We start from the raw sequence: 14,824 nt of genomic DNA, 5'->3' as shown, positions 1-14,824 counted from the left end.
GACCGCGCCCCGCCCCGTTCGTCCGGCCGTCGTGCCGTCAGCCGAACTGCTGCTCCAAGTCCTTGAGCTTGCGCTCCAGGGAGTCCAGACGCGGCAGCGCCTGGGTGTCGTCCTCGGCGGTGAGGTCGACGGTCACCGGGTCAGCGCCGCGGCGCACCGGCTGCAGGGAGGGACGCGCGCGCACGGGCAGGGACTCCGTCGCCGATATGGCGGGCTCCGCGGCGACCACGTCGAGGTCGGAGCCGCGCTCCACCGTCGGCGTCTCCAGCTCGCGCCCGCCGCCCCGGCCCACGAAGCCGCGGTGGCCGCGGCTGATCGCCTTCAGCCGGGCCCGCTCCATCCGCTGCTGGTCGCGCCTGCGCCGGCGCTCCTCGTCCTTCTGGCGCTTGTCCTCGCGCACTTCCTCGACCGCCTCGTCGAGGCTGCGCACGCCCTCCAGCAGCATCAGCGACCAGGCCCGGTAGGTCTCCCGGGGGGCGCGCAGCCAGCGGACGATGCGGATCTGCGGCAGCGGACGCGGCACCAGGCCCTGTTCGCGCAGCGCGGCCCGGCGGGTCTGCTTCAGCGCGCGGTCGAACAGCACCGCCGCCGACAGGGACATGCCCGCGAAGAAGTGCGGGGCGCCCGCGTGTCCGGCGCCCCGGGGGGCGTGCACCCAGTTGAACCAGGCCGCGGCGAAGGCGAACGTCCACACGAGGATCCGCGAGCCGAGGGCCGCGTCACCGTGGCTGGCCTCGCGCACGGCGAGCACCGAGCAGAACATCGCCGCGCCGTCCAGGCCGAACGGGACGAGGTACTGCCAACCGCCGGACAGGCCGAGGTTCTGTTCGCCGAAGCCGACCAGTCCGTGGAAGGAGAGCGCGGCGGCCACCGCCGCACAGCAGAACAGCAGGACGTAGGAGACGGTGCCGTAGATGGCCTCCTTGCGCCTGCGGCGCTCCTCGCTGCGCTCCCACGAGTCGTCCGCGCTCGTGTCCTTGACCGAGGAGCGCTTGCCGCGCGCCAGCACCGCCATCGCCGTCAGCATGCCCAGGAGCAGCACGGCGCCCGGAAGCAGCCAATTCAGCGATATGTCGGTCAGTCTCATCTAGGGGTCCCTTGCATTGGGATAGGGCGTAACGCCCGCCATAGTGGACCAATCCCACTGGCTCTCAGGGGGTTTCGGGGCAAGAGGCCGCCAAGGAGGTCCAGGGGTGTTCCCAGGGCGGCGTTCTGCTCGAACTGCCGCGTGAGAGGCGGGAGTTGAGTTCGAATAAGACTACCCGTGCGGATGGTTCCGCGGAAATTTCCCGTGGAGCGTGAGGAAATCGTGAAGCACCCGTGACCCCGGGGTGTCCCGGTGCCCGGCGATCCTACGGGACGGCGGCGGCGCCGCTGTCCGACACGGTGTCAACTCGCCTGGGCCACCAGGCGGTCGGCGCGCTCCGTCGCGCAGGTGCGCGGGCAGGTGGCGCAGATGTCCTCGGGGCGCAGGGTGTAGAACATGCAGCAGCTGACCCGGTCCCGGGTGCGCACCGGCTCCCCGCCGGGTCCGGTCAGCCGGCGGAAGGCCGCCGCGCCGACGTACGGCTTGGTCGCGCCCGGCAGCAGCAGCTCCAGTTCGCGCAGCGCCCGCTCCTCCTCGCCGAGCAGTTGGCCGACGTACCACAGGCTCTCGACGATCTCGTCGGTCGCCATGCCCCACAGGGCCCGGCCGCGCCGCCGCATGCGCGGACCGAAGGCGGCCAGGACGGGTTCGAGGTGGTCGGCGACCGCCGCCCGCACCTCCGCCCGCAGCGCCTCCTCGTCGGGCACCACCCGGGCGCCGGGCAGCGCGGCCGCGGGGTCGCCGGGCAGGCAGGCGAAGCCGTCCGGCCGCACGGCCATGCGGCCCACGGCGAGGCCCGGGGCGGTGCGGTCGAACGCGACGTGCGTCGCGGGGTAGCGGGGCACGCGGCGGTGCAGGAACCACGGCACGGTGATCAGCAGGCAGGCGGGCCAGGCGTAGCGGTGCAGGCCGAAGCTCGCGACCACGTCCGGCCGGGCCTGCTGCCCGTAGTCCCGCAGCACCTGGGTGTCGTCCCAGGACAGGAACGCCTCCAGGGCGGCTCCGTCCCCGGCGAGCGCGGCCGCCGCGACCCAGCCGCCGCCACGGGGGAGCTCCTCGTCGGTGCCGAGTTCGACGACGTCCAGCGCGGGAAAGGCCTCCGCCAGACGGGCGTACGCGTTCGCGACGGCCGAACCGGGCACAGACATGCGATTCCCCTTCACGACGAGTGGGGCCGCGTCTCGGAGAGACGGGCCAATAAAGGTAAGCCTCACCTTACCGAAGATCGCCGATATGGGAACTGGCGGCCGGTGCGCTTAAGGTGCTTGACGGGCGGGCGCCAACCCGCAGTAATGACCCCAAGTACCGACACGTCCGCAGGAGGACCCCGTGAAGCAGGACACGCAGGGCTCCGGCGGGACGGAGGGAACGGACACCGGCCGGGCCGGCGAGGGCCGCTTCCGGGTGCCCGCCCAGCCCCGGCCCCGGACCGCGGAGCGGGAACGCGGCCGGCCGCGGGGCGCCGGGAGCGGGGCCGTGCGCGGTGAGCACACGCACGGCGAACCGGCCGTTCCGCCTCCCCGGCCCGCCGTCCAGCGGTCCTCCGTGCGCGGGCAGGTCCTCGCCGCCCTGCGCACCGCGCTGGTCTCGGGCGAGCTGCGGCCCGGCGAGGTGCACTCCGCGCCCGTGCTCGCCGAGCGGTTCGGCGTCTCCGCGACGCCCGTCCGGGAGGCCATGCAGCAGCTCGCGCTCGAGGGCGCGGTCGAAGTGGTGCCGAACCGCGGGTTCCGGGTGGTCGAGCGGGGCGCGCGGGAGCTGGCCGAGCTGGCCGAGGTCCGGGCGCTGATCGAGGTCCCGGTGATGCTGCGGCTGGCCCGCACGGTGCCCGCCGAGCGCTGGGCCGAGCTGCGCCCCCTCGCCGAGACCACGGTCCGCGCCGCCTCCTCCGGCTGCCGGGCCACGTACGCCGAGTCCGACCGCGCCTTCCACGGCGCGGTGCTCGCCCTCGCGGGGAACGAACAGCTGGTCCGGATCGCCGAGGACCTCCACCGCCGTGCCCAGTGGCCCCTGGTCGGCGCCGTCCCCGGCGCCCGCGGCCGGGCGGAGCTGGTGGCCGACGCCCATGAACACACGGCCCTGCTGGACGCGTTGATCGCGCAGGACCTCGACGTGGTGCGGGCACTGGTGGGGGAGCACTTCACCGGGGCCGTCTGAGCGGACGGACCGCGCGGACCGGCCGTCGGCCGCACGGACTACGCCGTCGCCGCTCCCGTGGCCGGCGGGGCCAGACGGTGGGCCAGCCAGGTGGGGACGCCGCCCAGGAGGCGGAACAGGCGGCGGGCCTCCTCGCGCAGGCGGGACGCCTCCGGCTCGGTCTCCGTGTCGGCGAGCGAGACCAGGGCCGGGGCCGTGCCCACGAGGTAGCCCAACTCCTCGCGGATCCGCAGGGATTCGGCGAAGCCGTGCCGGGCGTCCGCCAACTCCCCCTCACGCAGGGCGAGTCCGGCGAGATGACGCCAGGTGGCGGACAGCAGCAGTGGATCGGCGTGGGAGGCGGCGCCCGCGTGCGCCCGCCGGTACGCGGCCCGCGCCGCCTGCGGGGACCGGGTGAGGTTCTCGGCGATCAGCCCGCGCCGGAAGTCCAGCAGCGCCCGCCCCACCGCTCCCGGAGGGATCAGCGCGGCCGCCCGGCCGAGCGCGGCCCGCGCCTCGTCGGACCGGTCGCGCACCTGGAACAGCGTGGCGGCGTAGGCCACGTACCCGCGTTCACAAGCGGCGGCGCCCCGCTCCTCGTCGGTGTGGGCCAGCGCCTCGGCCGTGCGCAGCGCGTCCTCGGCCTCCTCCCACCCCGCCTCGGTGTACAGGCACCGCTCCACCAGCAACGACGCCCGTTGCAGGGCGGCGGCCGGGGTGTCGGGGGTGAGCAGGGCGGCGGCGTCGGCCCAGCAGGCCCGGGAGCGCAGCCGCCATACCGCGGTCTGGAGAGGATCGTCGCCGGCGGTCGTTCCGTTACCAGACATGGCGGTATGCGCCACGTTGCCCTCCCCGAGCACGCCATCGAGCTGTTGAGTGGTGGCCGCATCTCAGCACGAACAGCGGGGCCGGGCCAAGAGGGCGGGTGAAGGATTTCACAAAGTCGGGGGCGACGGACGCGAACGCCGGCCCGGCCGACGGCGCCCGCACACCATCTCCCGGCGCCCACCGCCGTGTTGCGCCGTCCGCGGGGTCCCGTGCGCCGTCCGGCGCGTCGCGCGCCTCAGCTCATCCGCAGGGCCAGGAAGAAGTCCAGCTTGTCCTCCAGGCGCGACAGGTCACGGCCCGTCAGCTGCTCGATGCGGCCCACCCGGTACCGCAGCGTGTTGACGTGCAGGTGCAGCCGGGAAGCGCACCGGGTCCAGGAGCCGTCGCAGTCGAGGAACGCCTCCAGCGTCGGGATCAGCTCGGCGCGGTGCCGGCGGTCGTAGTCCCGCAGGGGGTCCAGGAGGCGGGCGGTGAAGGCGCGGCGCACGTCGTCGGGGACGAAGGGCAGCAGCAGGACGTGCGAGGCCAGTTCCTGGTGCCCGGCCGCACAGACCCGGCCGGGCCGGGCCGCGGCCACGCGCCGCGCGTGCCGCGCCTCCTCCAGGGCCCCGCGCAGGCCCTCCGCCGAGTGCACGGCCGCGCTGACCCCGAGCGTGACCCGGCCGTCGTCCTCCAGCCCCGCGGTGAGCGGTTCCCGTACGGACTCCAGGAGCGCGTCGGCGAGGACCCCCGCCCCGGAGCCCTCGCGCTCGCCCGCCACCGCGGGCAGCGGGACGAGCGCGACCGCCTCGTCCCCGGTGTGGGCGACCGCGATGCGGTCCGACTGCTCGGGTCCGGCCGACGCCGGGTCGGCCAGGATCTCCTCCAGCAGCGCCTGGGCCACCGGACCGCCGTCCGCCTCGCCGGCCCAGTCGACGCGGGCCACGACCACCTGCCAGTGCGGCGCGGTGCCGAGCCCGGGCAGCAGCACCGGGGCCGCCACCCGCAGACGGGCCCCGATCTCGGTCGGCGCGGCGCCCGTCTGCACCAGCTCCAGCACCTCCTGCGCGAGCCGGCGCCGGACCGTGCGCGCCGCGTCCCGGCGCTCCTGCTCGACCGCGATCAGCTGGGTGACCCCGTGCAGCAGGTCCAGCCGCTCCTCGGTCCAGTCCGCGGCGTCCGCCTCGACCGCCAGCAGCCACTCCGACAGCACCGTCTCGCGCGCGTCCCGCACGTCCTGTGCGTCCCGCGCGGACTGCCCGGCCGGCGGGCCCTGCGGTGCGCGCCGGCCGGTGCGCACCGGGAAGAGGCTGTACGTCGTCTGTCCCACCGTCACCCGGTGCGGTCCGCGCCGCCCGGTGCGGGCGGTCGCCAGGTGCTCCGCCGCGAGCCGCGCGCGCACCTCGGCGGGCAGCGTCGGCTCCCCCGCCGAGGGGCCCGCCGCCTTCGGGCCGGCGATCGGCCGGCCCGTGGGCGACAGCACCCAGGCCCGCAGGTCCAGGTCCGAGCCCAGCAGGTCGAGCACCACCTCCGGGCCACCGCCCGCCGGGCCCGAGGTCATCATCCGCCGGTGCCGGTCCACCACGGCCGCGAGGTCCCCGGCGCGTTCGCCGGACACCTGCCGTACGACGTGCTCGGTGACGGTCGCGAAGGCGACCGACTCGTGCACCTCGAACAGGGGAAGCCGGTGCCGCGCACAGGCCACGACCAGGTCGTCCGGGACGTGCCCCAGCTCCGCCGTGCCGGCCGCGACGGCGGCCACCCCGGCCTGCGCCAGTATGCGCACGAACGGTTCGGAGTCCGCGGCGCCCCGGCGCCAGGCCAGCCCCGTGAGCACCAGTTCCCCGCCCGAGAGGTAGCGGCTCGGGTCCCTCAGGTCGGTGGTCATCACCCCGCGCACCGTGCGGTCCAGCTCGTCCTCGCCGCCGAGCAGCTTCAGGCCCAGCGCGTCGGTGTCCAGCAGTGCGCGCAGCCGCATTCTCGTCGCCGCCGTTCTTTGTCTCGATGTCCAGGGTGAAACGTGGGGGGATCCTCCGGCGAGGGCCCGGTGGGTGGCCGATCCGCGGTGCCGGCCGTCCCCTGCGCCGTGTCCTCCGTTTCCGGAGGAGGGTGGGGAGGCTCGGACGGCCTCCTTTCATATGAATCTACAAGATGACCTCGCTGGCCAGCCAACTCCTTCATGGCTTCCGTGACTGACCCCGGTGGAGTACAGGGCGGTGTACTGAGCCCAATCCGTGTGAATCCCCCAAGAGCGGGCCCACCCCGCCGCACACGGATCGGCTCGATCCGTACGCGCCACGATCCGTACGTTCCGCGATCCGTACGCTCCGCGATTCGTGCGTCCCGCGATCCGTACGCTCCACGAGACGAAGAAGAGAGCCGGTCATGGACTTCCTTCGCCCCGCCAGCTGGGAGGAGGCGCTCGCCGCGAAGGCCGAGCACCCCACCGCTGTGCCGATTGCGGGTGGCACCGACGTGATGGTCGAGATCAACTTCGACCGCCGCCGGCCCGAGTACCTCATGGACCTGAACCGCGTCGCCGACCTCTACGACTGGGAGGTCGGCGAGGAGAGCGTGCGGCTCGGCGCCTCCGTCCCGTACTCCAGGATCATGGAGCACCTGCGCGCCGAGCTGCCGGGCCTCGCCCTCGCCTCCCACACGGTCGCCTCCCCGCAGATCCGCAACCGCGGCGGTGTCGGCGGCAACCTCGGCACCGCCTCCCCGGCCGGCGACGCCCACCCGGCGCTGCTCGCCGCCGGTGCCGAGGTCGAGGCCGAGTCGGTGCGCGGAGCGCGCCGCATCCCCATCGACGACTTCTACACCGGCGTGAAGCGCAACGCGCTGGCGCCCGACGAGCTGATCCGCGCCGTCCACATCAAGAAGGCCGACGGCCCGCAGCAGTACTCCAAGGTCGGCACCCGCAACGCCATGGTCATCGCGGTGTGCGCCTTCGGTCTGGCCCTGCACCCCGGGACCCGGACGGTCCGCACCGGCATCGGCTCCGCCGCCCCCACCCCCGTCCGGGCGAGGACCGCCGAGGAGTTCCTGCGGGCGGCGCTCGACGAGGGCGGCTTCTGGGACAACGGGAAGATCATCCCCCCGTCGGTCGCCCGGCGGTTCGCGGACCTGTGCGCCGCCGCCTGCAACCCGATCGACGACGTCCGCGGCACCGCGGACTACCGCCGTCACGCGGTCGGCGTCATGGCCCGGCGCACCCTGGCCTGGACCTGGGAGTCGTACCGCGGCCCCGGCCGCGTCACCGAGGGAGCTGCGTGATGCGACTCGACTTCACCGTCAACGGACGCCCCCGGCAGGCCGACGACGTCTGGGAGGGCGAGTCCCTGCTGTACGTGCTGCGCGAGCGGCTCGGCCTGCCGGGTTCCAAGAACGCCTGCGAGCAGGGCGAGTGCGGCTCCTGCACGGTCCGCCTGGACGGCGTGCCGGTGTGCTCCTGCCTCGTCGCGGCCGGGCAGGCCGAGGGCCGCGAGGTCGTCACCGTGGAGGGCCTGGCGCACTACGCCGGGCAGCGCTCCGGCGGGACCGGGGCCCGCGGCACCTCCCCGGACGAGGCCGTGGGAGGGGCCGCCGAGGGAGCCGGCCCGCAGGCCGGCGAGGGCACCGGGCCGGCCCCCGTCCAGCAGGCGTTCATCGACGCCGGCGCCGTCCAGTGCGGCTTCTGCACGCCCGGTCTGCTGATCGCCGCCGACGCGTTGCTGGAGCTCAACCCCGACCCGACCGACGCGGACATCCGCGAGGCCCTGTCGGGCAACCTGTGCCGCTGCACCGGCTACGAGAAGATCATGGACGCGGTCCGCCTGGCGGCCGCCCGCCGGTCCGAGGGGGTCTGAGCATGCGACCCTCCGAGCCCTCCGCCGCGTCCGGGCAGGGCGGTGCCCCCCTCGGCGTTCCCACGAAGATCACGCAAGGCTCCGGGACCAGGGGCGGCATCGGCGAGTCCACCCTCCGTCCGGACGGCATCCTCAAGGTCACCGGTGAGTTCGCGTACTCGTCCGACCTGTGGCACGAGGACATGCTCTGGGGCCAGATCCTGCGTTCCCCGGTCGCGCACGCCGAGATCGTCTCCATCGACACCGGCGAGGCCCTCGCCGTACCGGGCGTGTACGCCGTGATGACGTACGACGACCTGCCGGCCGACGTGAAGCACTACGGCCTGGAGATCCAGGACACCCCGGTCCTCGCGCACGGCAGGGTCCGCCACCACGGCGAGCCCGTCGCGATCGTCGCCGCCGACCACCCGGAGACCGCCCGCCGCGCCGCCGCGAAGATCGAGGTCGCCTACCGCGAGCTGCCCGTGGTCACCGACGAGGCCTCCGCCCTCGCCCCCGACGCGGTCCTCGTCCACGAGGACCGCACCGACCACCACAGCCACCACGTCCCCCACCCCAACATCGTCCACCGCCAGCCCATCGTGCGCGGCGACGTGGCCGGGGCCCGGCGGCGCGCGGACGTGATCGTCGAGGGCGAGTACACCTTCGGCATGCAGGACCAGGCCTTCCTCGGCCCCGAGTCCGGTCTCGCGGTCCCCGAGGAGGACGGCGGCGTCCACCTCTACATCGCCACCCAGTGGCTCCACTCCGACCTGCGCCAGATCGCGCCCGTGCTCGGCCTGCCCGAGGACAAGGTGCGGATGACACTGGCCGGAGTGGGCGGGGCGTTCGGCGGGCGCGAGGACCTGTCCATGCAGATCCACGCCTGCCTGCTCGCGCTGCGCACCGGCAGGCCCGTCAAGATCGTCTACAACCGCTTCGAGTCCTTCTTCGGCCACGTCCACCGCCACCCGGCGAAGCTGCGCTACGAGCACGGGGCCACCCGCGACGGCAGGCTGACCCACGTCAAGTGCCGCATCGTCCTGGACGGCGGCGCGTACGCCTCCGCCTCCCCGGCCGTGGTCGGCAACGCCTCCTCGCTCGGCATCGGACCGTACGTCGTCGACGACGTCGACATCGAGGCCGTCGCCCTCTACACCAACAACCCGCCCTGCGGCGCCATGCGCGGCTTCGGCGCGGTCCAGGCGTGCTTCGCCTACGAGGCGCAGATGGACAAACTGGCGAAGGAACTCGGCCTGGACCCGGTGGAGTTCAGGCAGCTCAACGCCATGGAGCAGGGCACGGTCATGCCCACCGGGCAGCGGGTCGACTCCCCGGCGCCGGTCGCCGAACTCCTGCGCCGCGTCAAGGCGATGCCGATGCCGCCGGAGCGCCAGTGGGAGAGCAGCGAGGGTGCCGACGTGCGCCAGCTGCCGGGCGGCCTGTCCAACACCACGCACGGCGAGGGCGTCGTGCGCGGGGTCGGCTACGCGGTCGGCATCAAGAACGTCGGCTTCTCCGAGGGCTTCGACGACTACTCCACCGCCCGCGTCCGCATGGAGGTGGCCGGCGGGGAGCCGGTCGTCACCGTGCACACCGCGATGGCGGAGGTCGGCCAGGGCGGTGTCACCGTCCACGCGCAGATCGCCCGCACCGAGCTGGGCGTCACCCGGGTGACGATCCACCCGGCCGACACACGGGTGGGCTCGGCGGGCTCGACCTCCGCGTCCCGGCAGACCTACGTCACCGGCGGCGCGGTCCGGCACGCCTGCGCGCTGGTCCGCGAGAAGGTGCTGGAGCTCGGCCGGCGCAGGTTCGGCTCGTACCACCCCGCGTGGGCGACCGCCGAACTCCTGCTGGAGGGCGGCAAGGTCGTCACCGACGACGGCGAGGCCCTCGCCGACCTGGTGGACGTCCTCGGCGACGAGGCCGTCGAGGCCGAGGAGGAGTGGCGGCACCGGCCGACCGAGCCCTTCGACCCGCGCACCGGCCAGGGCGACGGCCACGTCCAGTACTCCTTCGCCGCGCACCGCGCCGTCGTCGAGGTCGACACCGAGCTCGGCCTGGTGAAGGTGGTCGAGCTGGCCTGCGCCCAGGACGTCGGCAAGGCGCTCAACCCGCTGTCCGTCGTCGGCCAGATCCAGGGCGGCACCGCCCAGGGCCTGGGGATGGCGGTCATGGAGGAGATCCTCGTCGACCCGCGGACCGCGAAGGTGCGGAACCCCTCCTTCACGGACTACCTCATCCCCACCATCCTCGACACGCCGACCATCCCCGTCGACGTGCTCGAACTCGCCGACGGACACGCGCCGTACGGGCTGCGCGGCGTCGGCGAGGCCCCCACGCTGTCCTCGACCCCGGCGGTCCTCGCGGCGATCCGCGACGCGACGGGCCTGGAGCTGAACAGGACACCGGTCCGCCCGGAACACCTCACGGGCACGGCCTGACCCGCGCGGGAGACCGGCGCCTTCGCGCGGGGCCCGGCGCCGGTCCTCCTCGTCCTCCTCGTCCGCCTCGTCCCCGTCCCGGTCGAGAGCCGGGCGGGCGCGCGCCGGCCCCGGCCGCCCTCCACGCCACCGCAGCCAAGGAGAAAGAGAGATGCTGGACATCGCCGAGGAGCTGAACCGGTGGGCCGGGCAGGGCCGTGACTTCGCGGTCGCCACCGTGGTGGCGGTCGACGGCAGCGCGCCCCGCCGGCCCGGTGCCGCGCTCGCGGTGGACGCCGACGGCACGGTGGTCGGCTCGGTCTCCGGCGGGTGTGTGGAGGGCGCGGTGTACGAGCTGTGCGAGCAGGCGCTGCGGGACGGCGGAACCCTCCTGGAACGCTTCGGACACAGCGACGACGACGCCTTCGCCACGGGCCTGACCTGCGGCGGCGCCATCGACGTCCTGGTCGCGCCGGTGCGGGCGGCGGACCCCGCCCGCCCGGTGCTCGCGTCCGCGCTGGGCGCCGCCGCGCGGGGGGAGGCGGCGGCCCTGGCCCGGATCGTGAGCGGCCCGGCGGAGCTGAGGGGCCGCGCGCTCCTGGTCCGCCCGGACGGCTCGTACGAGGGCGGCTTCGACGCCGACCCGGCACTGGACCGCACGGTGGCGGCCGAAGCCGGCGCGCTGCTGGAGGCGGGCCGCACGGGCACGCTGGAGGTCGGCGCGGAGGGCTCCCGCCGCGGAGCGCCGCTGACGCTGCTGGTGGAGTCGTCGGTGCCGCCGCCCCGGATGATCGTCTTCGGTGCGATCGACTTCGCGTCGGCGCTGGTCCGGGTCGGCAAGTTCCTCGGCCACCACGTCACGGTGTGCGACGCGCGCCCCGTGTTCGCCACGCAGGCCCGCTTCCCGGAGGCGGACGAGATCGTCGTCGAGTGGCCGCACCGGTACCTGGAGCGGACGGCCGTGGACGCCCGCACGGTCCTGTGCGTGCTGACCCACGACGCGAAGTTCGACGTGCCGCTGCTGCGACGGGCCCTGCGCCTCCCGGTGGCCTACGTCGGCGCGATGGGGTCCCGCCGCACCCATCTGGACCGCACCGCGCGCCTGCGCGAAGCCGGGGTGAGCGACCTGGAGCTGGCCCGCCTCAGGTCGCCCATCGGGCTCGACCTGGGCGCCCGCACACCGGAGGAGACGGCCCTGTCCATCGCGGCGGAGATCGTCGCGAACCGGCGCGGCGGCAGCGGGGTCCCCCTCACCGGTGCGCACACGCCGATCCACCACGACGGCGGCCCGGCGCCCGGGGGCCGGATCGGCTCGGTGGCCTGAAGCGCGCGGTGTCCTCGGGGCCGCCTCAGGGTCGCTTCAGGGCTGTCTCAGGAGCCGGTTCAGCGCCCGCCCGAAGACATGGCGGCCGGCCCGTCCCACCAGGCCGTCGAAGAGGGTGGACACGGCGCGGACGCGGATCTCCTCCCGCCACACCACCCGGGCCCGGCCGCCCGGCCCCGGCCGTACCTCGATCTCCGCCCAGCCGGTGACGACGCGGCCGCGTTTCTCCAGGCGGCACAGGCCCGGGGAGTCGTCCAGCGGGGGCCGCCACACCGTCACCTCCATCGGGTCGTCGAAGGAGAGCGGGCCGAGGCCCGAGCGGGCGACGACGACGGTGCCCTCGCCGGTGGGCGGGGGAGTCGTCACGGTGACCCGGGTCAGCGGGACCGCTTCGCCGTGGCGCGGCCACGCCGTGAGCCGGCGCCAGGCCTCGTCGGGGGGGAGGGGCGCCGTGCGCCGGATCTGGAAGGTGGCCACGGGGGGATCCTAAGGAGTCCGGCCCACGTCACCACCGTCGTTCCCGTGCGGGTCACCCGCTCGGGTCGCTCCCGGCGCCCGGCGGGCCGCCTCACGGACGGTAGACCGTCCCCGGCTCCGCCCTGCCGGGCGCGAAGAGCTGGGGGACCGTCACGAACACGTAGCCGCGCCTGCGCAGCGCGTCGATGATGCCGGGCACGGCGGGGACGGTCCCGTCGTAGATGTCGTGGAGCAGGATGATGCCGTCGCGGGAGGACCGGGCGAGGACGCGGCGGGTGATGAGGTCGGAGTCGGTGGTCGTGTAGTCCTTCGCGGTCACGCTCCACAGGACCTCCGCGAGGCCCAGTTCGCGGCAGATCTCGTGCACGGTGTCGTTGGTGCGGCCCTGCGGCGGGCGCACCAGGGTGGGGCGGCGGCCGGTGAGGCGCTCTATCTCCTCGTTGGGGCGCTCCAGTTCCTCGCGTATCTCCTCCGGCCCCAGCTTCGTCAGGATCCGGTGGGTCCAGGTGTGGCCGGCCACCTCGTGGCCCTCGTCGGCCATGCGCCGGACGAGCTCGGGGTACTTCTCGATGTGCCGCTCGCCCAGCAGGAAGAACGTCGCCGGGACCTGCTCCCGCTTCAGGATGTCCAGCAGCCGCGCGGAGTGCTCGCCCGGTCCCGCGTCGAAGGTGAGCGCGATGCACTTGACCTCGCGGCAGTCGACGGTGCCGAACCGGGCCCGGACGTCGGTGGACCGGACGGCGCTGGGGGCGGTGGTCTCCACCCGTGTGCAGCCGCTCAGCGCCAGGGTGACGGCCGTGGCCGTCAGGACGCTCGCCATGACCCGGAACGCGGCCCCCGGTCTTTTCATCTTCCTGGTCGGAGAAGGCATGCCGGGACTATACATAGCGTCTATACACGCCGTGCATAGTCCGTTTCGCGTACCCACGGGCGAGAGGGCGGGGGTGTGTGACGGTCGTCACGGGGGCGCCCGCGCTCCCGTGCGGAGCGTCGATGAGCACCCCCGGGGAGGGGTGAGGGGCCGGAGTGCGCCGTCGGCCGGTTCTCGCGGTCGGCGGCCGCACACGTCCGTCCGCCGGGTCCGACCTGCCCCTTTGTTCCGATTCGGAAAAGGTGCACGGGCGGACGAAGCATCGCATAGTGGTGCGAGTTGTCTCCAAGTGTTTGAGACAACTGCGGTGCGGCACTCGCGTCCCGGAGAACACCACCCATATCGCAGGGACGGAGCACAGCCCCATGCGAACCCCTGGTACCAACGCCCTGTCCCACGATCCCGCCGCCCTGCTCGCCGACGGCCGGACCGTGGCCGACGATTCGCGCGACGCCCCGGAGCGCCTCGGCCCCGCCGGCCCGTCGGTGACCGGGCGGTACGCGGTGCGCGGGTGGAGGGCGTTCGGATGACCTCGTACGCCGTCGTGGTCCCCACCCTGGTGCGGAACACCCTCGCCGACTGCCTCGCCGCGCTGGCCGCCGCGACCGGGCCGCCCCCCGCCGCGATCGTCCTCGTCGACGACCGGTCCGAACCCGACCCCGACCCCGGACCGCTGGAGCACGCGTTGAGCGTCCTCGGCGACCTGCGGACACGCACCACCGTCGTCATCGGCGGGGGCCGCGGGCCCGCCGCCGCGCGCAACGCGGGGTTGCGCACCGTCACCGAGCCCTGGGTGGCCTTCCTCGACGACGACGTCCAGGTCGGCCCGCGCTGGTGCGCACAGCTCGTCCAGGACCTCGAGGAGGCGTCCCCCGACACCGCCGGCGTCCAGGGCGTCATCACCGTCCCGCTGCCCGACGGGCGCCGCCCCACCGACTGGGAACGCGGCACCGCCGGCCTCGCCCGGGCCCGCTGGATCACCGCCGACATGGCCTACCGCACCGAGGCCCTCGAGCGGGTCGGCGGCTTCGACGAGCGCTTCCCGCGCGCCTTCCGCGAGGACGCCGACCTCGCGCTGCGCCTCCTCGACGCCGGCTGGCGCATCCGCCGGGGCCGGCGCACCACCCTGCACCCCGTACGCCCCGCCTCCCGCTGGGCGTCGGTGAAGCAGCAGCGCGGCAACGCCGACGACGCCCTGATGCGGCGCCTGCACGGACCCGACTGGTGGGACAAGGCGGTCGCGCCGCGCGGCCGGATCCGCCGGCACGCCGCGATCACCGCCGCCGGCGCGGCCGCCTGCGCCCTCGCCGCCGCCGGGCACCGCCGGGCGGCCGCCGCCTGCGCCCTCGGCTGGGCCGCGGGGACCGCGGAGTTCGCCCGCGCCCGCATCGCCCCCGGCCCGCGCACCCGCGACGAGGTGACGACCATGCTGGCCACCAGCGTGCTCATCCCGCCCGCCGCGACCTGGCACCGGATCGCCGGGGCCTGGCGCCACCGGCGCGCCCCCGCCTGGCCGGAGGCGGCCCGGTGAGCCGGGTGAGGGCGGTGCTGTTCGACCGCGACGGCACCCTCGTCCACGACGTCCCCTACAACGCGGACCCGGATCGGGTGCGCCCCGTCGAGGGCGCCCGCGAGGCGCTGGGCGCGCTGCGCGCCCGCGGCGTCCGCACCGGCGTCGTCACCAACCAGTCCGGCGTCGCCCGCGGACTGCTCACCGTCGCCGACGTCCGCCGCGTCAACCAGCGCGTCGACGCGCTCCTCGGCCCCTTCGACGTGTGGGCGGTCTGCCCGCACGGGCCCGGCGACGGCTGCCCCTGCCGCAAACCCCGGCCGGGCATAGGATCCTGTGGGCGGCCGGGGTTTGCGGCAGGG

Annotated in this window: 14 protein-coding genes; 8 read left to right on the top strand and 6 right to left on the bottom strand. The window is 74.8% G+C overall.

The features are described from left to right. Positions 1 to 37: 37 nt before the first annotated feature. A complete protein-coding gene (locus B7L92_RS32085) occupies positions 38 to 1,087 on the bottom strand; it encodes a DUF2637 domain-containing protein (RefSeq protein ID WP_081240813.1) in 1,050 nt (349 codons plus the stop codon). 302 nt (positions 1,088 to 1,389) lie between these two features. Continuing rightward, complete coding sequence (locus B7L92_RS32080; protein ID WP_081240812.1) at positions 1,390 to 2,235, bottom strand: (2Fe-2S)-binding protein; 846 nt, start codon at positions 2,233 to 2,235, stop codon at positions 1,390 to 1,392. A gap of 181 nt (positions 2,236 to 2,416) precedes the next feature. Between B7L92_RS32080 and B7L92_RS32075 the strand changes: the two genes are divergently transcribed. Beyond that, entirely contained in the window at positions 2,417 to 3,241 is an 825-nt protein-coding gene (locus B7L92_RS32075; protein WP_081240811.1) for a GntR family transcriptional regulator, read from the top strand. Positions 3,242 to 3,279: 38 nt separating this feature from the next. Here the strand turns inward: B7L92_RS32075 and B7L92_RS32070 are convergent, their stop codons facing one another. Both B7L92_RS32070 and B7L92_RS32065 read right to left on the bottom strand, forming a co-directional pair. Further along, positions 3,280 to 4,047, bottom strand: a complete 768-nt coding sequence (locus B7L92_RS32070; protein WP_081240810.1) for a hypothetical protein — start codon at positions 4,045 to 4,047, stop codon at positions 3,280 to 3,282. Between the two features lie 236 nt (positions 4,048 to 4,283). After that, the gene (locus B7L92_RS32065) at positions 4,284 to 6,005 is read right to left on the bottom strand and encodes a PucR family transcriptional regulator (protein WP_081240809.1); all 1,722 of its coding nucleotides are present in this window, start codon (positions 6,003 to 6,005) and stop codon (positions 4,284 to 4,286) included. Positions 6,006 to 6,412: 407 nt separating this feature from the next. On the opposite strand from B7L92_RS32065, the gene B7L92_RS32055 reads away from it, so the two are divergent. From B7L92_RS32055 to B7L92_RS32040, 4 genes are all read left to right on the top strand, one after another. Beyond that, positions 6,413 to 7,303: an FAD binding domain-containing protein gene (locus tag B7L92_RS32055; protein ID WP_081240808.1), complete on the top strand. Its 891-nt coding sequence runs from the start codon at positions 6,413 to 6,415 to the stop codon at positions 7,301 to 7,303. Next, the gene (locus B7L92_RS32050; protein WP_081240807.1) at positions 7,303 to 7,875 is read left to right on the top strand and encodes a (2Fe-2S)-binding protein; all 573 of its coding nucleotides are present in this window, start codon (positions 7,303 to 7,305) and stop codon (positions 7,873 to 7,875) included. The genes B7L92_RS32055 and B7L92_RS32050 overlap by 1 nt, the downstream gene beginning before the upstream one ends. A gap of 2 nt (positions 7,876 to 7,877) precedes the next feature. Continuing rightward, positions 7,878 to 10,301, top strand: a complete 2,424-nt coding sequence (gene pucD / locus B7L92_RS32045; protein ID WP_081240806.1) for a xanthine dehydrogenase subunit D — start codon at positions 7,878 to 7,880, stop codon at positions 10,299 to 10,301. A gap of 151 nt (positions 10,302 to 10,452) precedes the next feature. Next, complete coding sequence (locus tag B7L92_RS32040) at positions 10,453 to 11,604, top strand: XdhC family protein (RefSeq protein WP_081240805.1); 1,152 nt, start codon at positions 10,453 to 10,455, stop codon at positions 11,602 to 11,604. A gap of 36 nt (positions 11,605 to 11,640) precedes the next feature. On the opposite strand, the gene B7L92_RS32035 is transcribed toward B7L92_RS32040, so the two are convergent. Next, complete coding sequence (locus B7L92_RS32035; protein ID WP_081240804.1) at positions 11,641 to 12,081, bottom strand: SRPBCC family protein; 441 nt, start codon at positions 12,079 to 12,081, stop codon at positions 11,641 to 11,643. A gap of 91 nt (positions 12,082 to 12,172) precedes the next feature. Further along, positions 12,173 to 12,931, bottom strand: a complete 759-nt coding sequence (locus tag B7L92_RS32030; RefSeq protein ID WP_081240803.1) for a polysaccharide deacetylase family protein — start codon at positions 12,929 to 12,931, stop codon at positions 12,173 to 12,175. A gap of 386 nt (positions 12,932 to 13,317) precedes the next feature. Between B7L92_RS32030 and B7L92_RS40785 the strand changes: the two genes are divergently transcribed. The 3 genes from B7L92_RS40785 to B7L92_RS32020 all read left to right on the top strand — a co-directional run. Further along, positions 13,318 to 13,482 carry a hypothetical protein gene (locus B7L92_RS40785; protein WP_159461079.1) on the top strand — a complete coding sequence of 55 codons (165 nt, stop codon included), beginning with the start codon at positions 13,318 to 13,320 and terminating at the stop codon, positions 13,480 to 13,482. Further along, positions 13,479 to 14,483: a glycosyltransferase family 2 protein gene (locus tag B7L92_RS32025; protein ID WP_081240802.1), complete on the top strand. Its 1,005-nt coding sequence runs from the start codon at positions 13,479 to 13,481 to the stop codon at positions 14,481 to 14,483. Before B7L92_RS40785 ends, B7L92_RS32025 begins: the two co-directional genes overlap by 4 nt. Further along, a partial coding sequence (locus B7L92_RS32020; protein ID WP_143626412.1) for an HAD-IIIA family hydrolase occupies positions 14,480 to 14,824 on the top strand: 345 nt, incomplete at its 3' end. The genes B7L92_RS32025 and B7L92_RS32020, both read left to right, overlap by 4 nt.

The sequence above is a fragment of the Streptomyces viridosporus genome, assembly GCF_002078235.1.
Classification (GTDB): Bacteria; Actinomycetota; Actinomycetes; order Streptomycetales; family Streptomycetaceae; genus Streptomyces; species Streptomyces viridosporus.
The sequence above is the reverse complement of the archived record's forward strand: the minus strand, read 5'-3'. Positions and strand labels throughout refer to the sequence as shown.

Coding starts and splice junctions, on each gene's coding strand:
- B7L92_RS32085 (WP_081240813.1), bottom strand. CDS start 1,087: ATGAGACTGACCGACATATCGCTGAATTGGCTGCTTCCGGGCGCCGTG.
- B7L92_RS32080 (WP_081240812.1), bottom strand. CDS start 2,235: ATGTCTGTGCCCGGTTCGGCCGTCGCGAACGCGTACGCCCGTCTGGCG.
- B7L92_RS32070 (WP_081240810.1), bottom strand. CDS start 4,047: ATGTCTGGTAACGGAACGACCGCCGGCGACGATCCTCTCCAGACCGCG.
- B7L92_RS32065 (WP_081240809.1), bottom strand. CDS start 6,005: ATGCGGCTGCGCGCACTGCTGGACACCGACGCGCTGGGCCTGAAGCTG.
- B7L92_RS32055 (WP_081240808.1), top strand. CDS start 6,413: ATGGACTTCCTTCGCCCCGCCAGCTGGGAGGAGGCGCTCGCCGCGAAG.
- B7L92_RS32050 (WP_081240807.1), top strand. CDS start 7,303: ATGCGACTCGACTTCACCGTCAACGGACGCCCCCGGCAGGCCGACGAC.
- pucD (WP_081240806.1), top strand. CDS start 7,878: ATGCGACCCTCCGAGCCCTCCGCCGCGTCCGGGCAGGGCGGTGCCCCC.
- B7L92_RS32040 (WP_081240805.1), top strand. CDS start 10,453: ATGCTGGACATCGCCGAGGAGCTGAACCGGTGGGCCGGGCAGGGCCGT.
- B7L92_RS32030 (WP_081240803.1), bottom strand. CDS start 12,931: ATGAAAAGACCGGGGGCCGCGTTCCGGGTCATGGCGAGCGTCCTGACG.
- B7L92_RS40785 (WP_159461079.1), top strand. CDS start 13,318: ATGCGAACCCCTGGTACCAACGCCCTGTCCCACGATCCCGCCGCCCTG.
- B7L92_RS32025 (WP_081240802.1), top strand. CDS start 13,479: ATGACCTCGTACGCCGTCGTGGTCCCCACCCTGGTGCGGAACACCCTC.